This is a genomic window from Pseudomonas sp. PA27(2017) (assembly GCF_001945445.1).
GTDB lineage: Bacteria > Pseudomonadota > Gammaproteobacteria > Pseudomonadales > Pseudomonadaceae > Aquipseudomonas.
In genome coordinates this window covers 339,930-357,878 of sequence record NZ_MSXW01000026.1, presented here as the reverse complement: position 1 = coordinate 357,878, position 17,949 = coordinate 339,930, and the positions used below count along the sequence as shown (strand labels likewise).

Sequence of the window (17,949 nt, the reverse complement as noted above, 5' to 3'; positions counted from 1 at the left end):
GACATGAACATGAACGCTATCGAGCAACCCGGCAACTGGCTCGCTCACCTGCGCCCGGCCATCGCCACCCTGGCGCTGATGACGCTGATCACCGGCGCGGCCTACCCGCTGTTCGTCACCGTGGTGGCGCAGAGCGTCTTCCCGGCGCAAGCCAATGGCAGCCTGATGCAAGACCCGAGCGGTGCCGTGCGCGGCAGCTGGCTGATCGCGCAGAAGTTCGCGGGCGACCAGTGGTTTCACTCGCGCCCCTCCGCCGGCGACTTCGCCACGGTCGCCAGCTCGGCGAGCAACCTGTCGTTCTCCAACCCGGCGCTGGCCGAGCGGGTTTCCCAGGATGCCGCTGCCCTGAGCGCCAGTGTACAGGCGCCGGCGCCCCTGGCCGTGGTGACCACCTCGGGCAGCGGGCTCGACCCGGACCTGCCGGTGGCCGCCGTGCTCTACCAGCTACCCCGTGTGGCGGCGGCGCGGGGCATCGACCCGCAGGCCCTGCGCGAGCGGGTGCAAGCCCTGGAGCAGCGCCCGGCCATCGGCCCGGCGGTGGTAAACGTCCTGGCCCTCAACGCATCGCTCGCTGACCTGGCAGGGGATCGGTCGCGATGAACAGCACCCAGCGAGCAGATGCCCTGCTGGCTGACCTGCCACGGGGCGACCGTGGCAGGCTGAAGATCTTTCTGGGCGCCGCGCCGGGCGTTGGCAAGACCTACGCGATGCTGCAGGCCGCGCGCCGCCAGCAGGAGCTGGGCGTCGACGTGCGCTGCGGGATCGTCGAGACCCACGGGCGCAGCGAAACCGCGGCGCTGACGGTAGGCCTGCGGCAGCAGGAGCCGCGCGCCGTGCCCTACCGCGGCATGACCCTGGCCGAACTCGACCTCGACGCTCTGCTGGCCGCGCGGCCCGCCCTGGCCCTGGTCGACGAGCTGGCCCACAGCAACGCCCCGGGCAGCCGGCACACCAAGCGCTGGCAGGATGTGCAGGAGCTCCTGGCGGCGGGGATCGACGTCTACTCGACCATCAACGTGCAGCACCTGGAAAGCCTCAATGATCACGTGCATGGCATCACCGGCATCCGGGTTCGCGAAACCGTGCCGGACTGGGTGATCCAGGAGGCCGACGAGATCCTGCTCATCGACTTGCCGCCGCGTGACCTGCTCGACCGCCTGCGCGAGGGCAAGGTCTACGTGCCGGAGCAGGCGCGGGCGGCCATCGATGCATTCTTCAGCCAGACCAACCTCACCGCGCTGCGCGAGCTGGCGATGCAGACCGCCGCCGCCCGGGTGGATGCCGATCTCGACCGCCGCGCGCTGCAGCACGGCGAAGCCCTGCCGGCGGTGCGTGGCCGGCTGCTGGTGGGCATCCAGGGCGACGAGTGCGCCCAGGCGCTGGTGCGCCACGCCAGCCGCGTGGCGCAGCGGCGTCACCTGCCGTGGACGGTGGTGCACGTCGACGCCGGCAAACCCGTCGACGACCGCTGGCGCCAGCGCCTGCAGGCGGCCTGCCAACTGGCCGAGCGCCTCGGCGGCGAAGTGGTCACGTTGCGCGGCGAGCCGGCCAGAAGCCTGATCGAACATGCCCACGACCGACGCGCCAGCTCGATCCTGATCGCCCGCGGCGAACCGCGCGCGTTCTGGCGCAGGAACCTGGCCGCGCGCCTGCTCGCCCTGGGTGCCGGGTTGGAAATCAGCGTGCTCGACATCGCCTCGAAAACCCGCGACGCCCGACCCCACACGCCAGCGCTACTGGCCTGGAAACCCTATGCGCTGGCCGCCCTGGTCAGCGTCGCGGCGACCCTGGTGGCCATGGGGCTGACGCACTTTCTGGAACTGCCGAACGTCGCCCTGGTGTTCCTCTCCGCCGTGCTGGTGGTGGCGGTGCGCAGCAGCATCGGCCCGGCGCTGACCTGCGCGGTACTGTCGTTCGTCGCCTACAACTGGTTCTTCATCGAGCCCCTGTACTCGCTGACGATCGACCGCCATCAGGACGTACTGTCGCTGTTCTTCTTCCTGTTCATGGCCGCGCTCACCGGCAACCTGGCCTCGCACCAGCGCCGCCAGCTACAGAGCCTGCGCGAAACCCAGGGCTCGACGGTGGCGCTGCTGGAGCTGTCGCGCAGCCTGGCCAAGGCGACGGATCGCCAGGCGGTGATCAACGCGGCGGTCACGCATCTGCAAGAGCGCATGGCCATGGATTTCCTGATCATCGGCCGCGGCGAGCACCAGCAATGGCTCACCGAAGCCGGCGTGCAGGCCGAGCTGGGCGAGCGCGACGAAGCGGCCGCCGACTGGGCCTGGCGCCACATGGAACCCGCCGGCCTGGGCACCGATACCCTGCCGGATTGCGCCTGGTGGTGGTTTCCGCTGACCGATGAAGACGGCCCGCTCGCCGTGCTTGGCGCTCGCCCGCGCGGGGCCGGCGCCATCACGGCTGCGCAGCGCCGCGTGCTCACTGCGCTCACCCAGCCCATCGCCCAGTCGCTGGCGCGTGCGCGACTGGCCGAAAATCTGGAAGCGGCTCGCCTGCACGGCGAAACCGAGCAACTGCGTAGCGCTTTGCTGGCCTCGGTCTCCCACGACCTGCGCACGCCGCTGACCGCCATGCGCGGCTCGATCGACAGCCTGCTCAGCCTCGGGAGCGTGATTCCGCCTGCCGAGCGCATCGAGCTGCTGGAAGGTACCCGCGACGAGGCCGAGCGGCTCGACCGCTACATCCAGAACCTGCTCGACATGACCCGTCTGGGGCACGGCGGCATGAAGCTCTCCCGGGACTGGGTGGCGCCCGGCGATATCGTCAGCAGTGCGGTCAATCGTCTGCGCCACGTGCTGAGCGACCTGCAACTCAGCGTCAAGGTGCCGCCCGGACTACCGCTGCTTCACGTGCATGCGGCGCTCATCGAACAGGCGCTGGTCAACGTGCTGGAAAACGCCGCGCGCTTTTCGCCTGAGGGCGGTCGGGTGACGGTCAGCGTCGCCCATGACGAGCGCGAGCTGGTGTTTCGCGTGACCGACCAGGGGCCGGGCATTCCGGCAGCCGAGCGCGAGCAGATCTTCGACATGTTCTACACCGCGGCACGTGGCGACCGGGGCGGCAAGGGCACCGGGCTGGGCTTGGCCATCTGCCGGGGCATGCTCGGTGCCCACGGTGGCCGTGTCGAGGTGGCGGACGGCGATGATCGGCGCGGCACGGCCCTGTCGCTGCACCTGCCGCTGGCCCGCCATGCCGAGATGCCGGGAGGCGCCGATGAATGAGTCGCCGCGCATCCTGGTGATCGACGACGAGAAGCAGATTCGCAAGCTGCTGCGCATCAGCCTCGCCACCCAGTCGTTCACCGTGCTGGAGGCCGCCACGGGCGCCAAGGGCCTGACGCTGGCGGCGATCCAGTCGCCGCACCTGATCATTCTCGACCTGGGCCTGCCGGACATGGACGGCAGCGAGGTACTGCGCGATCTGCGTGCCTGGTCGGCGGTGCCGGTGCTGGTGCTGTCGGTGCGCAACAGCCAGGAGGAAAAGGTGCGCCTGCTGGACCTGGGTGCCAACGACTACGTCACCAAGCCCTTCGGCATCCAGGAGTTCATGGCCCGCGCACGGGCGCTGCTGCGCGCCTCGTCGGACGAGTTGGTGCTGCAGCCGGCCATCCGCTCGGGGCAGCTGTACGTCGACCTGTCCCAGCGTCTGGTCACCCTGCGCGGCGTGGCGATCAGCCTGAGCAGGAAGGAGTACGGCGTGCTGGAGATTCTCGCCCGCAATCACGGCCGCATCGTCACCGCCGAACAGTTGATTCGCCTGGTCTGGGGGCCCAGTCATCTGGGCGACAGCCGCAGCCTGCGCACGGTGGTCGGCCGGTTGCGCCAGAAGTTCGGGGATGACCCGGGCGCTTCACGGGTCATCCAGACCATCGTGGGCGTCGGTTACCGCTTGATCGATGAGGAGTACTGAGTGCCGCACACACCCACCAACGGCCCGCTGACAGTAGCCGGGCGCACCATCGGCTATGCCCGCCCCAGCCGCGACGAGACCGATGCGCAGGTGCAGATCCTGGCGCTGCAAGCGGCTGGTTGTCGCCAGCTGTACGTGGAACAGGGCCAGGACGTCTGGCGCAGCCGACCGGAGCTGGCGCGCCTGCTCGGCGATATCCAGGCGGGCGACACGCTGATGGTCACCCGGCTCGATCGCCTGGCGCGCAGCACCCGCGACCTGCTGGAGATCGCCGAGCACATTCACTTCGCCAGCGCCCGACTGGCCAGCCTCGCCGAGCCCTGGGTCAACGGCAATGCAGCGGGCCAGCCGGTACTGGCGGTGTTCGCCGGCATCGTCGCCTTCGAGCGCTCGCTGATCGTCGAACGCACCAGCCTCGGCCGCGAAGCCGCCAAGGCGCGGGGCGTGCAATTCGGCGCCAAGCCATGCCTGTCCGACGAGCAGATCGCGCTGGCCAACCAGATGATCGGGCAGGGCAGCTCCGTCAGCGAAGCCGCCAGCAACCTGGGCGTGCACCGCTCGACGCTGTACCGGGCGTTGGGGCGGGTGAAGCAGCCGGCGCGGGAGTGATGCTGCTTTTTTCGAATGATAGGCGTGGCCGTTATTCAGTCGGTGCCGCTTTCGTCCGGTTAGCCTGCCACCATCGCTCAGAATAAGTACGCCGTCATGGGTAAGTACCCGACAGGTGCTTGGGCTTGCCTGAGGCTCGCAATGGCTTTCGACTCATCCGAGCTATTCAGTGAAGACCACCTGAGAAACGCTTGATCAACAACAGAGTATCTACGGCAACGAAAACTGGGCGTTCGAGGCCGATGGCCCGGTGCACCGCCGTATCGCTTGCAGCAACGACATGCCCATCAAGGAAAGCGAGCGCAAGTTTCACTGGCCACTCGGCCGTCGCCCGGATGATCCCCCGGGCCTGACCGAGCTGGGTTTGTAACCGTCGGCGACTTGCCGCGGTCGGCCTACAGGCCTCTCATCCTGGGGAGGGAGGAAAGACGGCTGATGACTTGTGGGCCTTGTGAGGCCCATGTGCCCGCGCTCCTACTCGAGCGAGCCAGCGATCCTGCTGGACATTCAAGTCTGATCAATGATCAGATGCGCGCCTGTTTCAGGTGTCCCATGCCGCCGTGCATGGGGTGAAACGGGAAGCCGGTTCGTCACTTCGGTGATCAGTCCGGCGCTGCCCCCGCAACGGTATGCGAGCGAAGCGTTCGATACACCACTGTGCTCCGGCATGGGAAGGTGAATGCTTCATGACCCTCGCGAGCCCGGAGACCGGCCTGTAACTTCGTTTGGCAAACCCGCGGTGGGCGGGCGCAGGCCGGTTTCCGCGGGCTAGTTGCGCCTGCGATTCCCTATGCGTTGTTCCCTCCGGGATTTTCTCATTCCTGTTCGAGTGGAACGATATGTCCCGTAATTCCCTGTTCAATGCCCTCTCGGGCAACTCACTTCGCGCGTGCTTGGCACCCTGCGTATTGCTGACCTTTTCGGTGCATGCCGCTGACGATGACGGTGCGCTAGCACTGCCTTCCACGGCCATCACAGGCGCTGCCGAACCTGAAGCACAGCCCGATCTGCATACGCCGACGACGTCTGGATCACGTTTGGGGCTGACCGCCCTGGAAACACCGGCAAGTGTCACCAGCATCGGTGCCGAGCAGGTTCTTCAGCGCAACAATGCCACCGTGCAAGATGCGGTGACTCGCTCGCCAGGCATCACCTTCATCGGTACGCCTGGTAACGGCGGCACAGCACTGTCGGCACGCGGCTTCGCCGGCCATGCGTCGACCATGCAGTTGTTCGACGGCAATCGACTGTACGTAGGCGCTGGTACGGTGAGCTTTCCGGTGGACACTTGGTCGGTCGAGCGCATCGACATCCTGCGCGGGCCTGCCTCGGTGCTCTACGGCGAAGGGGCCACTGGTGCGGTGATCAATGTCGTGCCGAAGAAGCCATTCGAGGGCGATGTGCGCAACCGTGTGCGCCTGGGCTACGGCTCGGATGACCGGCGCCAGGCCGCGCTGGACAGCGGCGGCTCGTTGAGCGACAGCGTCAGCTATCGCTTCAACCTCAATCAGCAAGCCAGCAATGGCTGGGTGGACCGTGGCGACTCGACGAGCACGGCGATCAGTGCCGCGCTGCGCTGGGACGCCACCGACGATCTGAGCTTTACGCTGAGCCATGACTACGGTGATCAGGAGCCGATGCGGTACTTCGCAACCCCTCTGGTCAATGGACGATTGCGCGAGAGCCTGCGCGACAACAATTACAACGTCGAGGATTCGACCATTCGCTATAACGATCAGTCGACGCGGCTGGTCACCGACTGGACGATCAGTGAAAACCTGACGGCGAGCAATCAGCTGTATTTTCTGAAGACTCAGCGGCGTTGGCGCAACGCAGAGACCTACACGTGGCAACCCGGTGATGTGATCGAGCGAAGTGACTTCATCAGCATCAAACACACCCAGGAACAGATTGGCGACCGTCAGACGTTCACCCTGCAGCATTCACTGTTTGGTCTCGACAGCCGCACGGTGCTAGGCGGTGACTACAACTCCATCCGTTTCGTGCGCAAGCATGACTTCGGCAATAGCTTGAGCGACAGCGTGCCACTCGGTCAGTCAGGCGGTGGCAACTACATCAGCGATGATCCCTACCGCTCTCGCGAGGCCAATCAGGCGCGTCAATTCTCACTGTTCGCCGAGAACCGCACTCAACTCACCGAGCAACTGGCGCTGATTACCGGAGTACGCCGTGACCAGGTCCACCTGGATCGAAATGACTTGCTCGCCGGCACCCGTAGCGACCGCAGCCTGACCGGCAACAACTGGCGTGCCGGCCTCGTGTTCGCGGTAACCGATGACCTGTCACTCTACGGTCAGTACGCCACCAGCACTGAAGGTGTAGGCAACTTGCTGACCCTTAGCGCAGGACAGCAGCAATGGGACCTGAGTACGGCAAAGCAGACCGAGGTGGGCATCAAACAGCAATTTCTCGAGGGTAATGGCGAGTGGACGCTCGCCGCTTATCACATCGTGAAGAAAAAATTGCTCAGCGCTGACCCGCTCAATCCCGGGATTCAGCAACAGGTAGGTCAGCAGTCCGCCGACGGGATCGAAGCGACCCTCGAGCTGCGTTTGCTTTACGACATGCAGGTATCTGCCAATGCTTCATGGGTACGCGCCGAGTATGACGAGTTCGTCAGCGGTGGCAGGGACTTCTCTGGCAATCAGCCACTCAACGTGCCGCGTCGTTCTGCCAACCTGTGGCTCAGCAAGGACTTCGCCGAGCGTTTCAGCATCGGTGCCGGTGCACGCTATGTGGACAGCCGCTACGGCGACAATGCCAACACCGTCCGCGTGCCGAGCTACACCGTAGTCGATGCCAACTTCGACTGGCATGTCCAGCCTGACCTGACTCTGGGCATACAGCTGAACAATCTGTTCGACCGCCAGTACGCCACCACCACCGGCAACGATGGTCGGCAGTGGTACCTGGGCGAGCCGCGTTCGTTCTTCGTCACCGCAGATTATCGCTTCTAGCCAGCGCTGCACCGGTTCATCACCGGTGCAGCCCGGAGCACGACCATGTCGACATTGAACATCGAGGGATTGTCTTGGGCGCTCGACACGCGCAGCCGCGAGCCGCGCTGGCTGCTGCGTGATATCGGCCTGCACGTGGGGGAGGGAGAGTTCGTCGGGCTCATCGGTCCCAACGGCAGTGGCAAGACGAGTTTGTTGCGCTGTGCTTATCGGTCGACGCAACCGGCGTGCGGCCATCTGCAACTCGATGGGGAGGATCTGTGGCGGCGCTCGCCACGCTGGTCGGCACAGCGCATAGCCGTCGTGCTGCAAGAGTTTCCCCAGGAATTCGGCCTGACAGCAGGTGACATCGCCGCCATGGGACGCACACCACACAAGGCGCTGCTGGACGGCGATAGCCGCGAAGACGCAACGCTGGTGGCCGAGGCGCTGCGTCAGGTTGGGCTTGGGGGCCGGGCGGATCATGCCTTTGCCAGGCTCTCGGGTGGCGAAAAGCAGCGAGTGCTACTGGCGCGTGCGCTGGTTCAGCAACCCGGGTTGCTGATTTTGGACGAGCCCACCAATCACCTGGACCCGCGTTATCAGTTGGAGTTGCTGCAACATCTGCGCCGCCTGAGGCTGAGTACGCTGGCCAGCTTTCATGACCTGAATCTAGCCGCGGCCTTCTGCGACCGCCTGTACGTGATCGATCAGGGCCGACTGGTAACCAGCGGCGCTCCGTCAGCGGTGCTGACGGGCGAGTTGCTGCACGAGGTCTTTGGGGTGAGGGCCTTGGTCGACAGCCATCCCCTGCACGCTTACCCGCGAATAACCTGGATAACCCAACCATGATCAAGTACGTACTGGTCGGCGGCCTGCTGACCCTGAACGCTCTCGCTGCCGGCGCCGTGGATTATCCGGTCACGGTGCGAAGCTGTGATCGGCAGGTGACCTTCGACCGGCCACCCCAGCGTGTGGTGGTCCATGACATCAGCCTCGCCAGCATGCTGCTGAGTCTTGGGCTGCGTGATCGGATCGTCGGCTATACCGGCTTTGGTGACAGCAAGCCCCGCGAGCCCTGGGTGCTCGAGGAACTGGCGAATGTGCCGCAGTTGGCCAGCCGGTATCCATCCCTCGAAACGCTCCTCGATGCCAATGCGGATCTGTTCTTCGCCGGCTGGAGTTACGGCATGCGCGTCGGCGGGCCGGTAACGCCTGCGACGTTGCAACCGTTCGGGATTCCCGTGTACGAACTGAGCGAATCGTGCTCGCGGATCATGGCGCAGCGGCGCGCGAGCCTGGAAGACTTGTACCGTGACCTGCTCAACCTGGGCGAAATCTTCTCCGTGCAGGCCGAGGCCGAAGATGTGGTGGCGAAGCTGCGCGCGCGGATCGAATCGGTGAGCGACAGCGTTAGCCAGACGAGCGAAAAGCCTCGGGTATTTCTTTACGACAGCGGCGAAGACCGGCCGACCACCTCCGGACGGCTAGGCATGCCCCAGGCGCTCATGGATGCCGCCGGCGGCCATAACATCATGGCTGACGTGGCAGCCAGCTGGACCCAGGTGAACTGGGAAAGCGTGGTCGAGCGCGACCCTGAAGTAATCGTGATCGTCGACTATGGTCCACGCACCTGGCAGCAGAAGCGCGACTTCCTGCTCCAGCAGCCAGCGTTGCAGGACGTGCGTGCCATCAGGGAGCAGCGCTTTATCGTGCTGACCTATCTGGAAGCCACACCTTCCGTGCAGAACGCGCTGGCTATCGAAAAGCTGGCGGCGGGGCTTCATCCGCAACTTGTCCAGGATGGGCCGCGGTAATGCCTGTTCGTAGCGCTGCAGCCTATCGCCGGCTGATTTTGGGCCTGCTGGCTTGCCTGCTGTTTTCCTGCGTTACGGCGTTGGCTTTCGGCCCGGCAGCGGTACCCATCGGCAATGTCTGGGGGATTCTCGGTAAGCAACTTGGCTTCGCCGATGCCGGTGAATGGAGCCGCAGCCAGGAACAGATCGTCTGGATGATTCGCGCACCACGGGTTCTGCTGGGGGCGCTTGTCGGCGCCGGTCTGGCTCTGGTAGGTACTGCGCTGCAGGCGGTGACCCGAAACCCGCTTGCAGATCCCCATTTGCTGGGTGTCAGCTCCGGTGCGGCGCTGGGTGCGGTGCTGGTCGTGATGTACCTGGGCGAATTCATCGGTGTTTTCAGTTTGCCACTGGCAGCCTTTATCGGTGCAGCCGGCAGCATGTTGTTGGTGCTCGCCGTCGCACGACGTAGTGGTCGGCTGGAAAGCGATCGATTGGTGTTAGCCGGAGTCGCGGTGTCTTTCGTGCTGATGGCGTTGGTCAACCTGCTGCTTTATACAGGCGATCATCATGCTGCCGCTTCAGTGGTTTTCTGGATGCTGGGTGGGCTGGGGGCTGCACGCTGGGACGTGATCTGGCTACCTGGAGTCTGCGTAGTGCTTGGCCTCGCCGCACTGCTGGTCATGGCCAGGGGGCTGAATGCCTTGATGAGCGGTGAGCAGACCGCCATTAGCCTGGGTTTCAGTGGCAAACACCTGCGCCTGCAGGCCTTCGTTTGCACCTCGTTGCTGACAGGAGTGCTGGTGTCGCTCTCCGGAGCCATCGGTTTCGTGGGCTTGATGGTGCCGCATATGGCCCGCGCGTTGGTAGGTGCCGAACACCGCCGGCTGTTGCCGGTCTCTGCGCTGCTCGGCGGCTTGTTTCTGATCTGGGTCGATGTGGCCGCGAGAACGCTGATCGCGCCGGAAGATCTGCCTATCGGTATCGCGACGGCAGCACTAGGCGGCTTGTTCTTTATGCTGATGCTAAAGCGCAGTGAGTAAATCTGTGGCTTGGGCTTCTCACGGGATGGCGTCGCCAAGCCAAGGCTCGGAGCTTGAGCGATGCAGGCGGCAGGCAAATGGAAAAGCCAGGGTTGACCCTGGCTCGCATGTGCCACAACAGGGTTTCAAAGCTTCACGTTGAGCGAGACGTAAGCTGCGCGTCCGGCGGCTGGTGAGAACATTGCCTGGTCATCACCACCCCAGAAAAAGTTGTCGTACCAGACGTATTCATACTGGCGGTCGGTCAGGTTCTTGACCTGCAAGTCGATACTCGTCGCGGCGCTCACGCGATAACTGACATTGGCGTCTAGCAGCGCAAAACCACCGTACTTGCCGGCCTCGTTGGTCGTCTCGATGTAGTAATCACCTTGAGCGCGGGCCTGCATACCGAAGCGCCAGTCATCGTCGAGGCGATAGTCGAATCCAAGGTTGCTGATGTAGCGGGGCGTGGAGAACACCTCTTTGCCTGCCAGCGACTCGCCATCGGCATTGAATGCCTTGATCACCTTGGCCTGCTGAATGGCGTGCGAACCCCAGACGGTCCAGTGGTCATCGAGTTGTGCGGTGAATTGCATATCGATGCCCCGGCGGCGTGTTTCTCCCAGCCCTTCGGTCGTGCCGGTGGCTGGCATGTTCGACACTTCGTCTGTGGCGTCCTGTTGCCATACCGCGACGCGTGCCTGCGTGCCGGTGAAGGGGCGCAATTTCACACCCACCTCTTTACCCGTATTGATGGAGGGGGAGTACGAGGAGGCGCCATTGATCAAATAGGCTGGGCTGGTGCTTCCTGTGAGGATCTGAAAAGTGCGGCCCCAGTTCGCATAGATGTCGATGTCCGGGTTGACGCTGTAGACCACGCTGAGTTTAGGCTGCTCGATCCAGCCATAGTCCTGCAACGAGCCTTTCGCCACCGAGTTGCCATCGAAGGCCTTGGTATGGCCACTGAACTTGTCTACGCGCATGGCGGGGATGATTTTCAGCGCATCGGTCGGCTGCACGACTGCCTGAACGTATCCCCCCAGATTGCGCAGCGTGTAGTGATCGTCATTCTGGATGCGCGCTGGCGCAGCGTCGAAATCGGTTGGCACGGTATACGTGAAGCGTTTGCGCTCGTAGGCATTGTCCTGCTCTTCGTAGTTGATACCGCCATCGAGCGTGACCACATCGTTGCTGCGCCAGGTCAGATTGCTCAGCACGCCTCGCTGCTGTTCGTCCCAGAAGCGCCGCTGGCGAGGTGCATTACCAGGCCGATAGCTGGTGAAGGTAATCGAGCGGTCATCGTTGTAGCTGTTGTAGTAGAGCTTGTTGCTAAGAACCATGTCCTCATCGAGCTGCCAGTCCATATGCAGACTCAGGTGCTTCATGTCACGGTCACTACGGTCGTTGGCATTCTTGGCCGGCGAATCGGTACGACTGGCGCGCAGCTCGTCTCGGGTGAGGTAGCCACCTTCGTCTGCCTGGTGATGGTAGAGCCGGGCGATGGTGCCGATGCGAAACGTCTGCTGGTCATTACTGATGAACCATTTGCCACCCAACGAATACTTGTTGGAGTTGCTGTGGTCACGTGAGCCATCGGAGTCCTGTTTGGCCAGCAGGTAGTTCTGTGCGAAGTTGCCTTCTTCGTGGCCGATGGCCAGCTGCACTTCACGGGTGTTGAAGCTGCCATAGGTCAGACGGCTATCGGTGTAGTTACCACCCTGGCGGGTGGCATAGTTGATGTTCCCGCCAATGTTATGCAAGCCGTAGCGTGGGTCGTTGGTGCCACGCACGACCTCGATGTACTCGATATCGAGGGGAAAGATCATGTCGATGAAGCGCTGATTACCGCTGTTGACGTTACTTGGAATGCCATCGATCAGCACTTTGATCGCGTTGATGTAGCCTTCGCCATTGAAGGCACGAAAAGTCGCCTTTCCGGATTCGGCGCCTTGGCCGGTTTCGGTCAGCTGGATGCCGGGCATCTGTCCCAGTAACTGCCAGCTGTTCATCACGTTCTTGTCCTCTACCTGATCACCGCCCATGACGTCGACGGAGGTAAGGATATTTTCGGTACGCAACTGCGTACTTTCCTTTTGCGAGATGCGCACCTCGCCCAGGGTAATCGTGGAGTTGCCTGATTGATTGGCATAGAGATCGGGGGTAACCAGCGCAGTCAGAACGGCGAGGGAGACCGAGGCGTTTTTCATGAAAGCTCCTGAAGGCTCGAATGGGGCGGGTTGCGGCCTGTGAAGTGATGGCGAGCGCGTGGCGTGAATCTTTGTTCACTCGCCAACTCGGCTACCGGCATTGAACGGGCCGCTTTATATCTTCAATTTGTTATAACGTAACAATAATTTGGTAAGTAATTTATACGCGTGCCAGCAGGGACGCTGGGGTTAGCGTGAAGTGGGTGACGATCTCCGCTGCCTTGGTGGGCTCCTGAGCATGGCGTTGCCCCGCCATGTGCCGCGCTTGGCCAGGGCGTGAGCGTTCCTGGCGAAATCGGCAACCCGTTCGGTCATCGCCTTTTCACGTGGGCCGGCGTGTTGTCACGTTTCGACAGCGGCATGGGGCCATTGCCTGGAAACTGGTCGTGCAGCAACGGCCAGCAGGCTTTTGACGGCGCTAGGCAATTGGTATCGAGCCTTCGATGCTCCATACTTCGGCAACGTCTCTGTCAGTGGAATTCATCATGCAAAAGCCTGGGCCTGGTACCCGAGCTGCTCAGGCAGACCGCACGCGCACGGCGATTCTCAAGGCAGCGGTCAAGGTGTTCAGTCGCCAGGGCTACGCTGGGGCGCGTACCGAGCAGATCGCCAGCCAGGCGCAGTGCAACGAGCGGATGATCTATTACTACTTCGGCAGCAAGGACGAACTGTTCGTCAGCGTGCTGGAGCATATCTACGCCCAGTTCAACCGCGCCGAGGCGCGCCAGCGCTTCGATCTGGCGCAACCCCGGCAGGCGATCCGCGATCTGGTCGGCTTCACCTGGAGTTACTACCTCAAGCACCCCGAGTTCATCACCATCCTGGGTACTGAAAACCTGTTGCAGGGCGTGCATGCGCGCAAGTCGAGCAACCTGCGGGCGTTGTCCGGGACGGCGGTGGGGATGCTCGAACCGATCGTCAGGGCGGGGCAGGAACAGGGACTGTTTCGTGAGGACATCGACATCCGCCACGTGTATCTGATGATCGCCTCGCTCTGCTACTTCTATAACTCGAACCTGCACACCCTGAGCTGCTTTCTCGATGACGCGCTGGCCTCGCCGAGCGAAAAGCACAACTGGCTGGGCTTCATTTCCGACCTGGTGCTGCGCGGGCTGGCGCAAGGGGGCGAGAGCGCCTAGCTCGCGCTGGTAGCGTCAGTGGCTGCCCGGGTTGGCGCGCACATGGGCGACCTTTTCCGGCAGGTTCTTCCAGGCCGGTTTCTCGCCGGCGAAACGCTGGCGCAGGTAGCCTGCCAGGTCCGCCACCTGGCGGTCGCTGAGGCTGTCCTTGAAGGCCGGCATGTAGCCCAGATCAGGCGTTGCCGGTTTGTCGATGCCATGCAGGATGACCTGAAGCAGGTTGTCCGCAACGGCGCTATGCACGTTCGTGTTGACCGCCATCGATGGGCTGACGCCGAACAGTTGGGGCCCGTTGCCGTCGCTGTGACACGCCTGGCAGGCCCCTTCGAAGATGCGCTGGCCACGACTCAGCGAAAGCGTGTCGACGCCGGCGGCAGCCACATTCGTGGTAGCTGGGGCCGTGCCGGCATCCAGTGACACCAGGTAGTGAGCGATGGCGTCCACATCGCTTTTGGGCAGCATTGCCAGCTCGCTGACCACCGGCCCCATGGGCCCGGCGGCCACACCGTGTCGGCTGGAGAAACCGCTGCTCAGGTACTCGCTCAGCTCGGCCTCGGTCCAGGGCACGCCGTTGCTGCTCAGGGCATTCAGGGCCGGCGCCTCCCAGCCATCGACCACGCCGCCGGCCAGGAAGGCTTTGCCGGTTTTCTCCGCCCCCAGCAGGTTGCGCGGCGAGTGGCAGGCAGCGCAGTGGCCCAGGCCGTTGACCAGGTAGGCGCCGCGGTTCCATTGCTCGGTACGGCGGGTGTCGGCCTGGTATTCGCCGCGGCCGAGAAACAGCGTATTCCAGCCGGCCATCAGCGGGCGGATGTTGAACGGGAAGCTCATCTGATTGGCGGGAGCTGCCTGCTTCACTGGCGCCTGCGACATCAGGTAGGCATAGAGCGCCTGCATATCGGGATCGCTGATGGTGCGAAAGGCCGTGTAGGGGAACGCCGGGTAGAGATGACGACCGTCGCGGCTGATACCCTCGCGCATCGCCCGTTCGAAGGCGCCAAACGACCAGGTGCCGATACCGGTTTCCCGGTCCGGGGTGATGTTGGTGCTGTACAGCGTGCCGAACGGCGTATCCATCGCCAGGCCACCGGCATTGGTGGCGCCATCCGCTGCCGTGTGGCAAACGGCGCAATCTCCAGCCGCTGCCAGCAAGCGGCCACGCTCCAGCGTGGCGGCGGACCAGGTGCCTGACGCCGCGGGCGCCACCGGGGCGATTTCGGCGCGCCAGGGCATGGCGGTGGCGAGCAGCCCCAGTGCGGTGCCGACCACGCCAGCCAGGCCGCCCAGCCACCATTTGCTGCGCTTCTTGCCGGTTGCCGTGGTGGGTGCGTCTTCATCCGGTGAGTGGCCATTGAGAGCCGCTCTTACCCGTTCGGCGGTGATCGGCAGCTCGCGAAAGCGCAGGCCGGTGGCGTCATAGATCGCGTTGGCGATGGCCGCGGCGCTGGGCACCGAGGCCGACTCGCCGCTGCCCATGGGTGGCTCGCTCTGGCGCGGCATCATCATCACGTCGATGGCCGGCACCTCCGGGAAGGTGAGGATCGGGTAGGTGCCCCATTCGCTGCTGGCGACCCTGGACTCCTCGAACTGCACCTGCTCCTTGAGTACCCGGCTGGTGGATTGCACCACGTTGCCGTGGATCTGGTGGCGCACCCCGTCGGGGTTGATCATCATGCCGGCGTCGTGGCCGATCACCACGCGGGTCACCGCCACTTCGCCGGTGCGTTTGTCCACCGCCACGTCGGCGACCCAGGCCGCCCAGGCCGCGCCGAAGCCGGGAAACTTGCTGTGGATGTAACGCGCGTAGGCGAAGCCGCGACCGCGCAACACGTCGCCCTCGGCCGGTGTCTGCTGTGGCTGGGTGTGGGGTTGCCAGTCGGCGCGCTTGGCCGTGGCTTCGATCAGGTCGCGGGCTCTGGGGTCCTCAAGGTGCTGCAAACGGTACTGAACGGGGTCGACGCCGGCGGCGAAAGCCAGTTCGTCGATATAGGATTCGTGGGCGAAGCTGTTGGGCAGCGCCGAGACCCCGCGCATCCACGAGGCGCGCACCAGCGGCGCCATGTCGTTGATGGTCACGCGCATGTGCTCGTAGTCGTAGGGCGGTATCGAGGTGCGGTCGCCCATTTCGAACATCATCGGCAGCGGCTCGACCCGGCCGGTCAGCAACAGGGCCAGGGTGGGCGCGCCGTTGGACGGGTAGCTGGTCTGGAAATCATAGGCGCTGATGCTGCCATCGGCGTTCAGGCCGCCGTCCACTTCCATCAGTTGCGCGGTGCCCTTGGGCTCCCACACGTGTTCCTGTTCGCGGGTCAACTGCACGCGCACGGGTCTGCCCACGGCGCGTGACAGCAGCAGTGCATCGGCGCACACATCATCGGCACAGTTGCGGCCATAGCAGCCCGAGGCCTCCATGCGGATGATCTCTATACGGCGCTCGTCGCATTCCAGCAGCCAGGCCAGATCGGCGCGCAGCAGGTGCGGGTTCTGCGTGCCGGACCAGACCCGTGAGTGCTGCTCGTTGTAGTCGGCCAGGGCGCAGGACGGGCCGATGGAGGCATGCAACTGGTAGGGCCACAGGTAGGTGCGGGTAAGACGCTGGTCGGCATCCTTCAGGGCCTGCTCGACGTCGCCCTTGTCCAGCACGGTGCGGGCGATGCGCGGGTTGTCGCGGATGGCCTGGGCGACATCACGCAGGTCAGGCAGCTTCTGCTGCCAGGGTTTCCACTCGATGCGCAGTTGCTGGGCGGCGCGGATGGCTTGCTCCTCGCGCTCGGCGACTACGCCGACGAAGTCGCGGATCACCACCACGGCAACGATGCCGGGAAGCTCGGCGATGGAGCTTTCATCCACTGCGAGCAAGCTGTTGCCGACGAAGTCGCCACTGTCGTAACCGGCGTAGGGCGGGCGGATGACGCGACCGTGGAGCATGCCGGGCAGGCGCATGTCATGCACGTAGGTGAGCTCGCCGGTGGCCTTGGCCGGGATATCCACCCGCGCCGCGCCCTGGCCGACCAGGCGGTATTCGCTGGCGGGTTTGAGCGGTGCGTCGCCGCTGATTTGCAGGCGAACATGCCCGCCCGTGATCAGCTCACCGAAAGCCAGCTGGCGGCCATCGGGATGGCTGAACATGCCGTCCTCGAGGGTCAGCTGTTCGCCTGGCGTCTGCCAGCGCTCGCTAGCCAGTTGCAGCAGGTGGCGACGGGCTTCGGCAGCGGCATTGCGCAAGGGCACGGCACTGATCTGGATGGTCGCACTGGCGATGGTGGCGCCCTGATTGGGCGCGCGCTCGGTATCGCCCAGCACCATTTCGACCTGGTCCAGCGGCAGGTAAAGCTCTTCGGCGACGATCTGCGCCAGGGAGGTGCGAATCCCCGTTCCCAGATCCACGTGCCCGTTGAAGGCGTACACCTTGCCGGCCCCGGTGATGGCCAGGAACAGACCCAGCTCCTTGGGCTTGAGTGTGGCGCTCTGGCCCTTGGGCATGGGCCCGGAGGGTGGCTGGATGGTGTCGACGACCAGCAATACGTCGGGCTGGGCCAGCCATTGCTCGAGGGTCAGCTGCATGGGGTGTCTCCGTGCGGGGCGGCCGGGCGGCCGGCGGCGCGCAGGGCGGCGCGCATGATTTCGACGTGGGTGCCGCAGCGGCACAGGTTGGCCGACAGCTCACGGCGCAGTTGTTCGTCGCTGGGGTTGGGGTCGCGCAGCAGCAGGGCCTTGATGGTCATGATCATGCCGTTGAGGCAGTAACCGCATTGCGCTGCCTGTTCGGTGATGAAGGCTTGCTGCACCGGATCGGGGCATTGCCGACTGCCGAGGCCCTCCAGGGTAGTCACGCTGCGGCCTACCGCGCCGCCGACGGGAAATACGCAGGAGCGGGTGGCGCGGCCATCGACGATTACCGTGCAGGCGCCACATTCGCCAAGGCCACAGCCGTATTTGGGGCCATTGAGGGCCAGGTCGTTGCGCAGGATATAGAGCAGCGGCGTCTGCGGCTCAGCGTCGAGCTGCACCGTTTGTCCGTTCACCTGCAGGGTCAGGGTCTTTTCCATGGGGCGCCTTTTCTGCCCGATTCCCAGCGTTACCGCAGTACCCAGGAAATAGGCGTTTTGTTCGTTAAGTGCTTACTTCATGAAATATGCTTTTGAGTAGGCAAGGAATGGGCCAGGGGAAAGGTTTTGGGTAAACAGCGGCAGGGCGCGGCTACCTGTCGGTAGCTGCCTTGGGGATTGCGACGCAGTGGCAGCAGGGTAGGTAGGTGGTGATTGGCTCGCGGTTGTGGAAATACGCGATGC

At 64.2% G+C, this 17,949-nt stretch carries 13 protein-coding genes and 1 riboswitch; of the genes, 10 read left to right on the top strand and 3 right to left on the bottom strand.

Going from position 1 to position 17,949, the window contains the following annotated elements; all coding sequences use genetic code 11:
• Positions 1–3: 3 nt before the first annotated feature.
• From kdpC to BVH06_RS15325, 9 genes are all read left to right on the top strand, one after another.
• Complete coding sequence (kdpC, locus tag BVH06_RS15365) at positions 4–600, top strand: potassium-transporting ATPase subunit KdpC (protein ID WP_256575183.1); 597 nt, start codon at positions 4–6, stop codon at positions 598–600.
• The gene (locus tag BVH06_RS15360) at positions 597–3,242 is read left to right on the top strand and encodes a sensor histidine kinase KdpD (protein WP_075934625.1); all 2,646 of its coding nucleotides are present in this window, start codon (positions 597–599) and stop codon (positions 3,240–3,242) included. The genes kdpC and BVH06_RS15360 overlap by 4 nt, the downstream gene beginning before the upstream one ends.
• A complete protein-coding gene (locus tag BVH06_RS15355; RefSeq protein ID WP_075934624.1) occupies positions 3,235–3,930 on the top strand; it encodes a response regulator transcription factor in 696 nt (231 codons plus the stop codon). The genes BVH06_RS15360 and BVH06_RS15355 overlap by 8 nt, the downstream gene beginning before the upstream one ends.
• A complete protein-coding gene (locus BVH06_RS15350; RefSeq protein ID WP_083652064.1) occupies positions 3,931–4,539 on the top strand; it encodes a recombinase family protein in 609 nt (202 codons plus the stop codon).
• 208 nt (positions 4,540–4,747) lie between these two features.
• Complete coding sequence (locus tag BVH06_RS15345; protein ID WP_083652062.1) at positions 4,748–4,909, top strand: DUF1348 family protein; 162 nt, start codon at positions 4,748–4,750, stop codon at positions 4,907–4,909.
• 156 nt (positions 4,910–5,065) lie between these two features.
• Positions 5,066–5,271: riboswitch (cobalamin riboswitch) on the top strand.
• A gap of 107 nt (positions 5,272–5,378) precedes the next feature.
• Complete coding sequence (locus BVH06_RS15340) at positions 5,379–7,517, top strand: TonB-dependent siderophore receptor (RefSeq protein ID WP_075934623.1); 2,139 nt, start codon at positions 5,379–5,381, stop codon at positions 7,515–7,517.
• Positions 7,518–7,562: 45 nt separating this feature from the next.
• A complete protein-coding gene (locus BVH06_RS15335) occupies positions 7,563–8,348 on the top strand; it encodes an ABC transporter ATP-binding protein (protein WP_075930834.1) in 786 nt (261 codons plus the stop codon).
• Positions 8,345–9,313: an ABC transporter substrate-binding protein gene (locus BVH06_RS15330; RefSeq protein WP_139315652.1), complete on the top strand. Its 969-nt coding sequence runs from the start codon at positions 8,345–8,347 to the stop codon at positions 9,311–9,313. Before BVH06_RS15335 ends, BVH06_RS15330 begins: the two co-directional genes overlap by 4 nt.
• Positions 9,313–10,335, top strand: coding sequence for an iron ABC transporter permease (locus BVH06_RS15325; RefSeq protein ID WP_075934621.1), 1,023 nt, complete (start codon positions 9,313–9,315; stop codon positions 10,333–10,335). Before BVH06_RS15330 ends, BVH06_RS15325 begins: the two co-directional genes overlap by 1 nt.
• A 125-nt stretch (positions 10,336–10,460) precedes the next feature.
• On the opposite strand, the gene BVH06_RS15320 is transcribed toward BVH06_RS15325, so the two are convergent.
• Positions 10,461–12,521 carry a TonB-dependent receptor gene (locus BVH06_RS15320; RefSeq protein WP_075934620.1) on the bottom strand — a complete coding sequence of 687 codons (2,061 nt, stop codon included), beginning with the start codon at positions 12,519–12,521 and terminating at the stop codon, positions 10,461–10,463.
• A gap of 485 nt (positions 12,522–13,006) precedes the next feature.
• On the opposite strand from BVH06_RS15320, the gene BVH06_RS15315 reads away from it, so the two are divergent.
• Positions 13,007–13,660, top strand: a complete 654-nt coding sequence (locus tag BVH06_RS15315) for a TetR family transcriptional regulator (protein ID WP_075934619.1) — start codon at positions 13,007–13,009, stop codon at positions 13,658–13,660.
• A gap of 15 nt (positions 13,661–13,675) precedes the next feature.
• Here BVH06_RS15315 and BVH06_RS15310 read toward each other — a convergent pair whose 3' ends face one another.
• Together BVH06_RS15310 and BVH06_RS15305 are read right to left on the bottom strand one after the other, a co-directional pair.
• Complete coding sequence (locus BVH06_RS15310; protein WP_075934618.1) at positions 13,676–17,221, bottom strand: molybdopterin cofactor-binding domain-containing protein; 3,546 nt, start codon at positions 17,219–17,221, stop codon at positions 13,676–13,678.
• The gene (locus BVH06_RS15305) at positions 17,212–17,706 is read right to left on the bottom strand and encodes a (2Fe-2S)-binding protein (RefSeq protein WP_075930840.1); all 495 of its coding nucleotides are present in this window, start codon (positions 17,704–17,706) and stop codon (positions 17,212–17,214) included. Before BVH06_RS15305 ends, BVH06_RS15310 begins: the two co-directional genes overlap by 10 nt.
• Positions 17,707–17,949: the final 243 nt, after the last annotated feature.

Bases quoted from the DNA above. Each gene is read 5' to 3' on its own strand.
- BVH06_RS15315 (WP_075934619.1), top strand. From the start codon at position 13,007: ATGCAAAAGCCTGGGCCTGGTACCCGAGCTGCTCAGGCAGACCGCACG.
- BVH06_RS15335 (WP_075930834.1), top strand. From the start codon at position 7,563: ATGTCGACATTGAACATCGAGGGATTGTCTTGGGCGCTCGACACGCGC.
- BVH06_RS15355 (WP_075934624.1), top strand. From the start codon at position 3,235: ATGAATGAGTCGCCGCGCATCCTGGTGATCGACGACGAGAAGCAGATT.
- BVH06_RS15305 (WP_075930840.1), bottom strand. From the start codon at position 17,706: ATGGAAAAGACCCTGACCCTGCAGGTGAACGGACAAACGGTGCAGCTC.
- BVH06_RS15360 (WP_075934625.1), top strand. From the start codon at position 597: ATGAACAGCACCCAGCGAGCAGATGCCCTGCTGGCTGACCTGCCACGG.
- BVH06_RS15325 (WP_075934621.1), top strand. From the start codon at position 9,313: ATGCCTGTTCGTAGCGCTGCAGCCTATCGCCGGCTGATTTTGGGCCTG.
- BVH06_RS15320 (WP_075934620.1), bottom strand. From the start codon at position 12,521: ATGAAAAACGCCTCGGTCTCCCTCGCCGTTCTGACTGCGCTGGTTACC.
- BVH06_RS15310 (WP_075934618.1), bottom strand. From the start codon at position 17,221: ATGCAGCTGACCCTCGAGCAATGGCTGGCCCAGCCCGACGTATTGCTG.
- BVH06_RS15330 (WP_139315652.1), top strand. From the start codon at position 8,345: ATGATCAAGTACGTACTGGTCGGCGGCCTGCTGACCCTGAACGCTCTC.
- kdpC (WP_256575183.1), top strand. From the start codon at position 4: ATGAACATGAACGCTATCGAGCAACCCGGCAACTGGCTCGCTCACCTG.
- BVH06_RS15340 (WP_075934623.1), top strand. From the start codon at position 5,379: ATGTCCCGTAATTCCCTGTTCAATGCCCTCTCGGGCAACTCACTTCGC.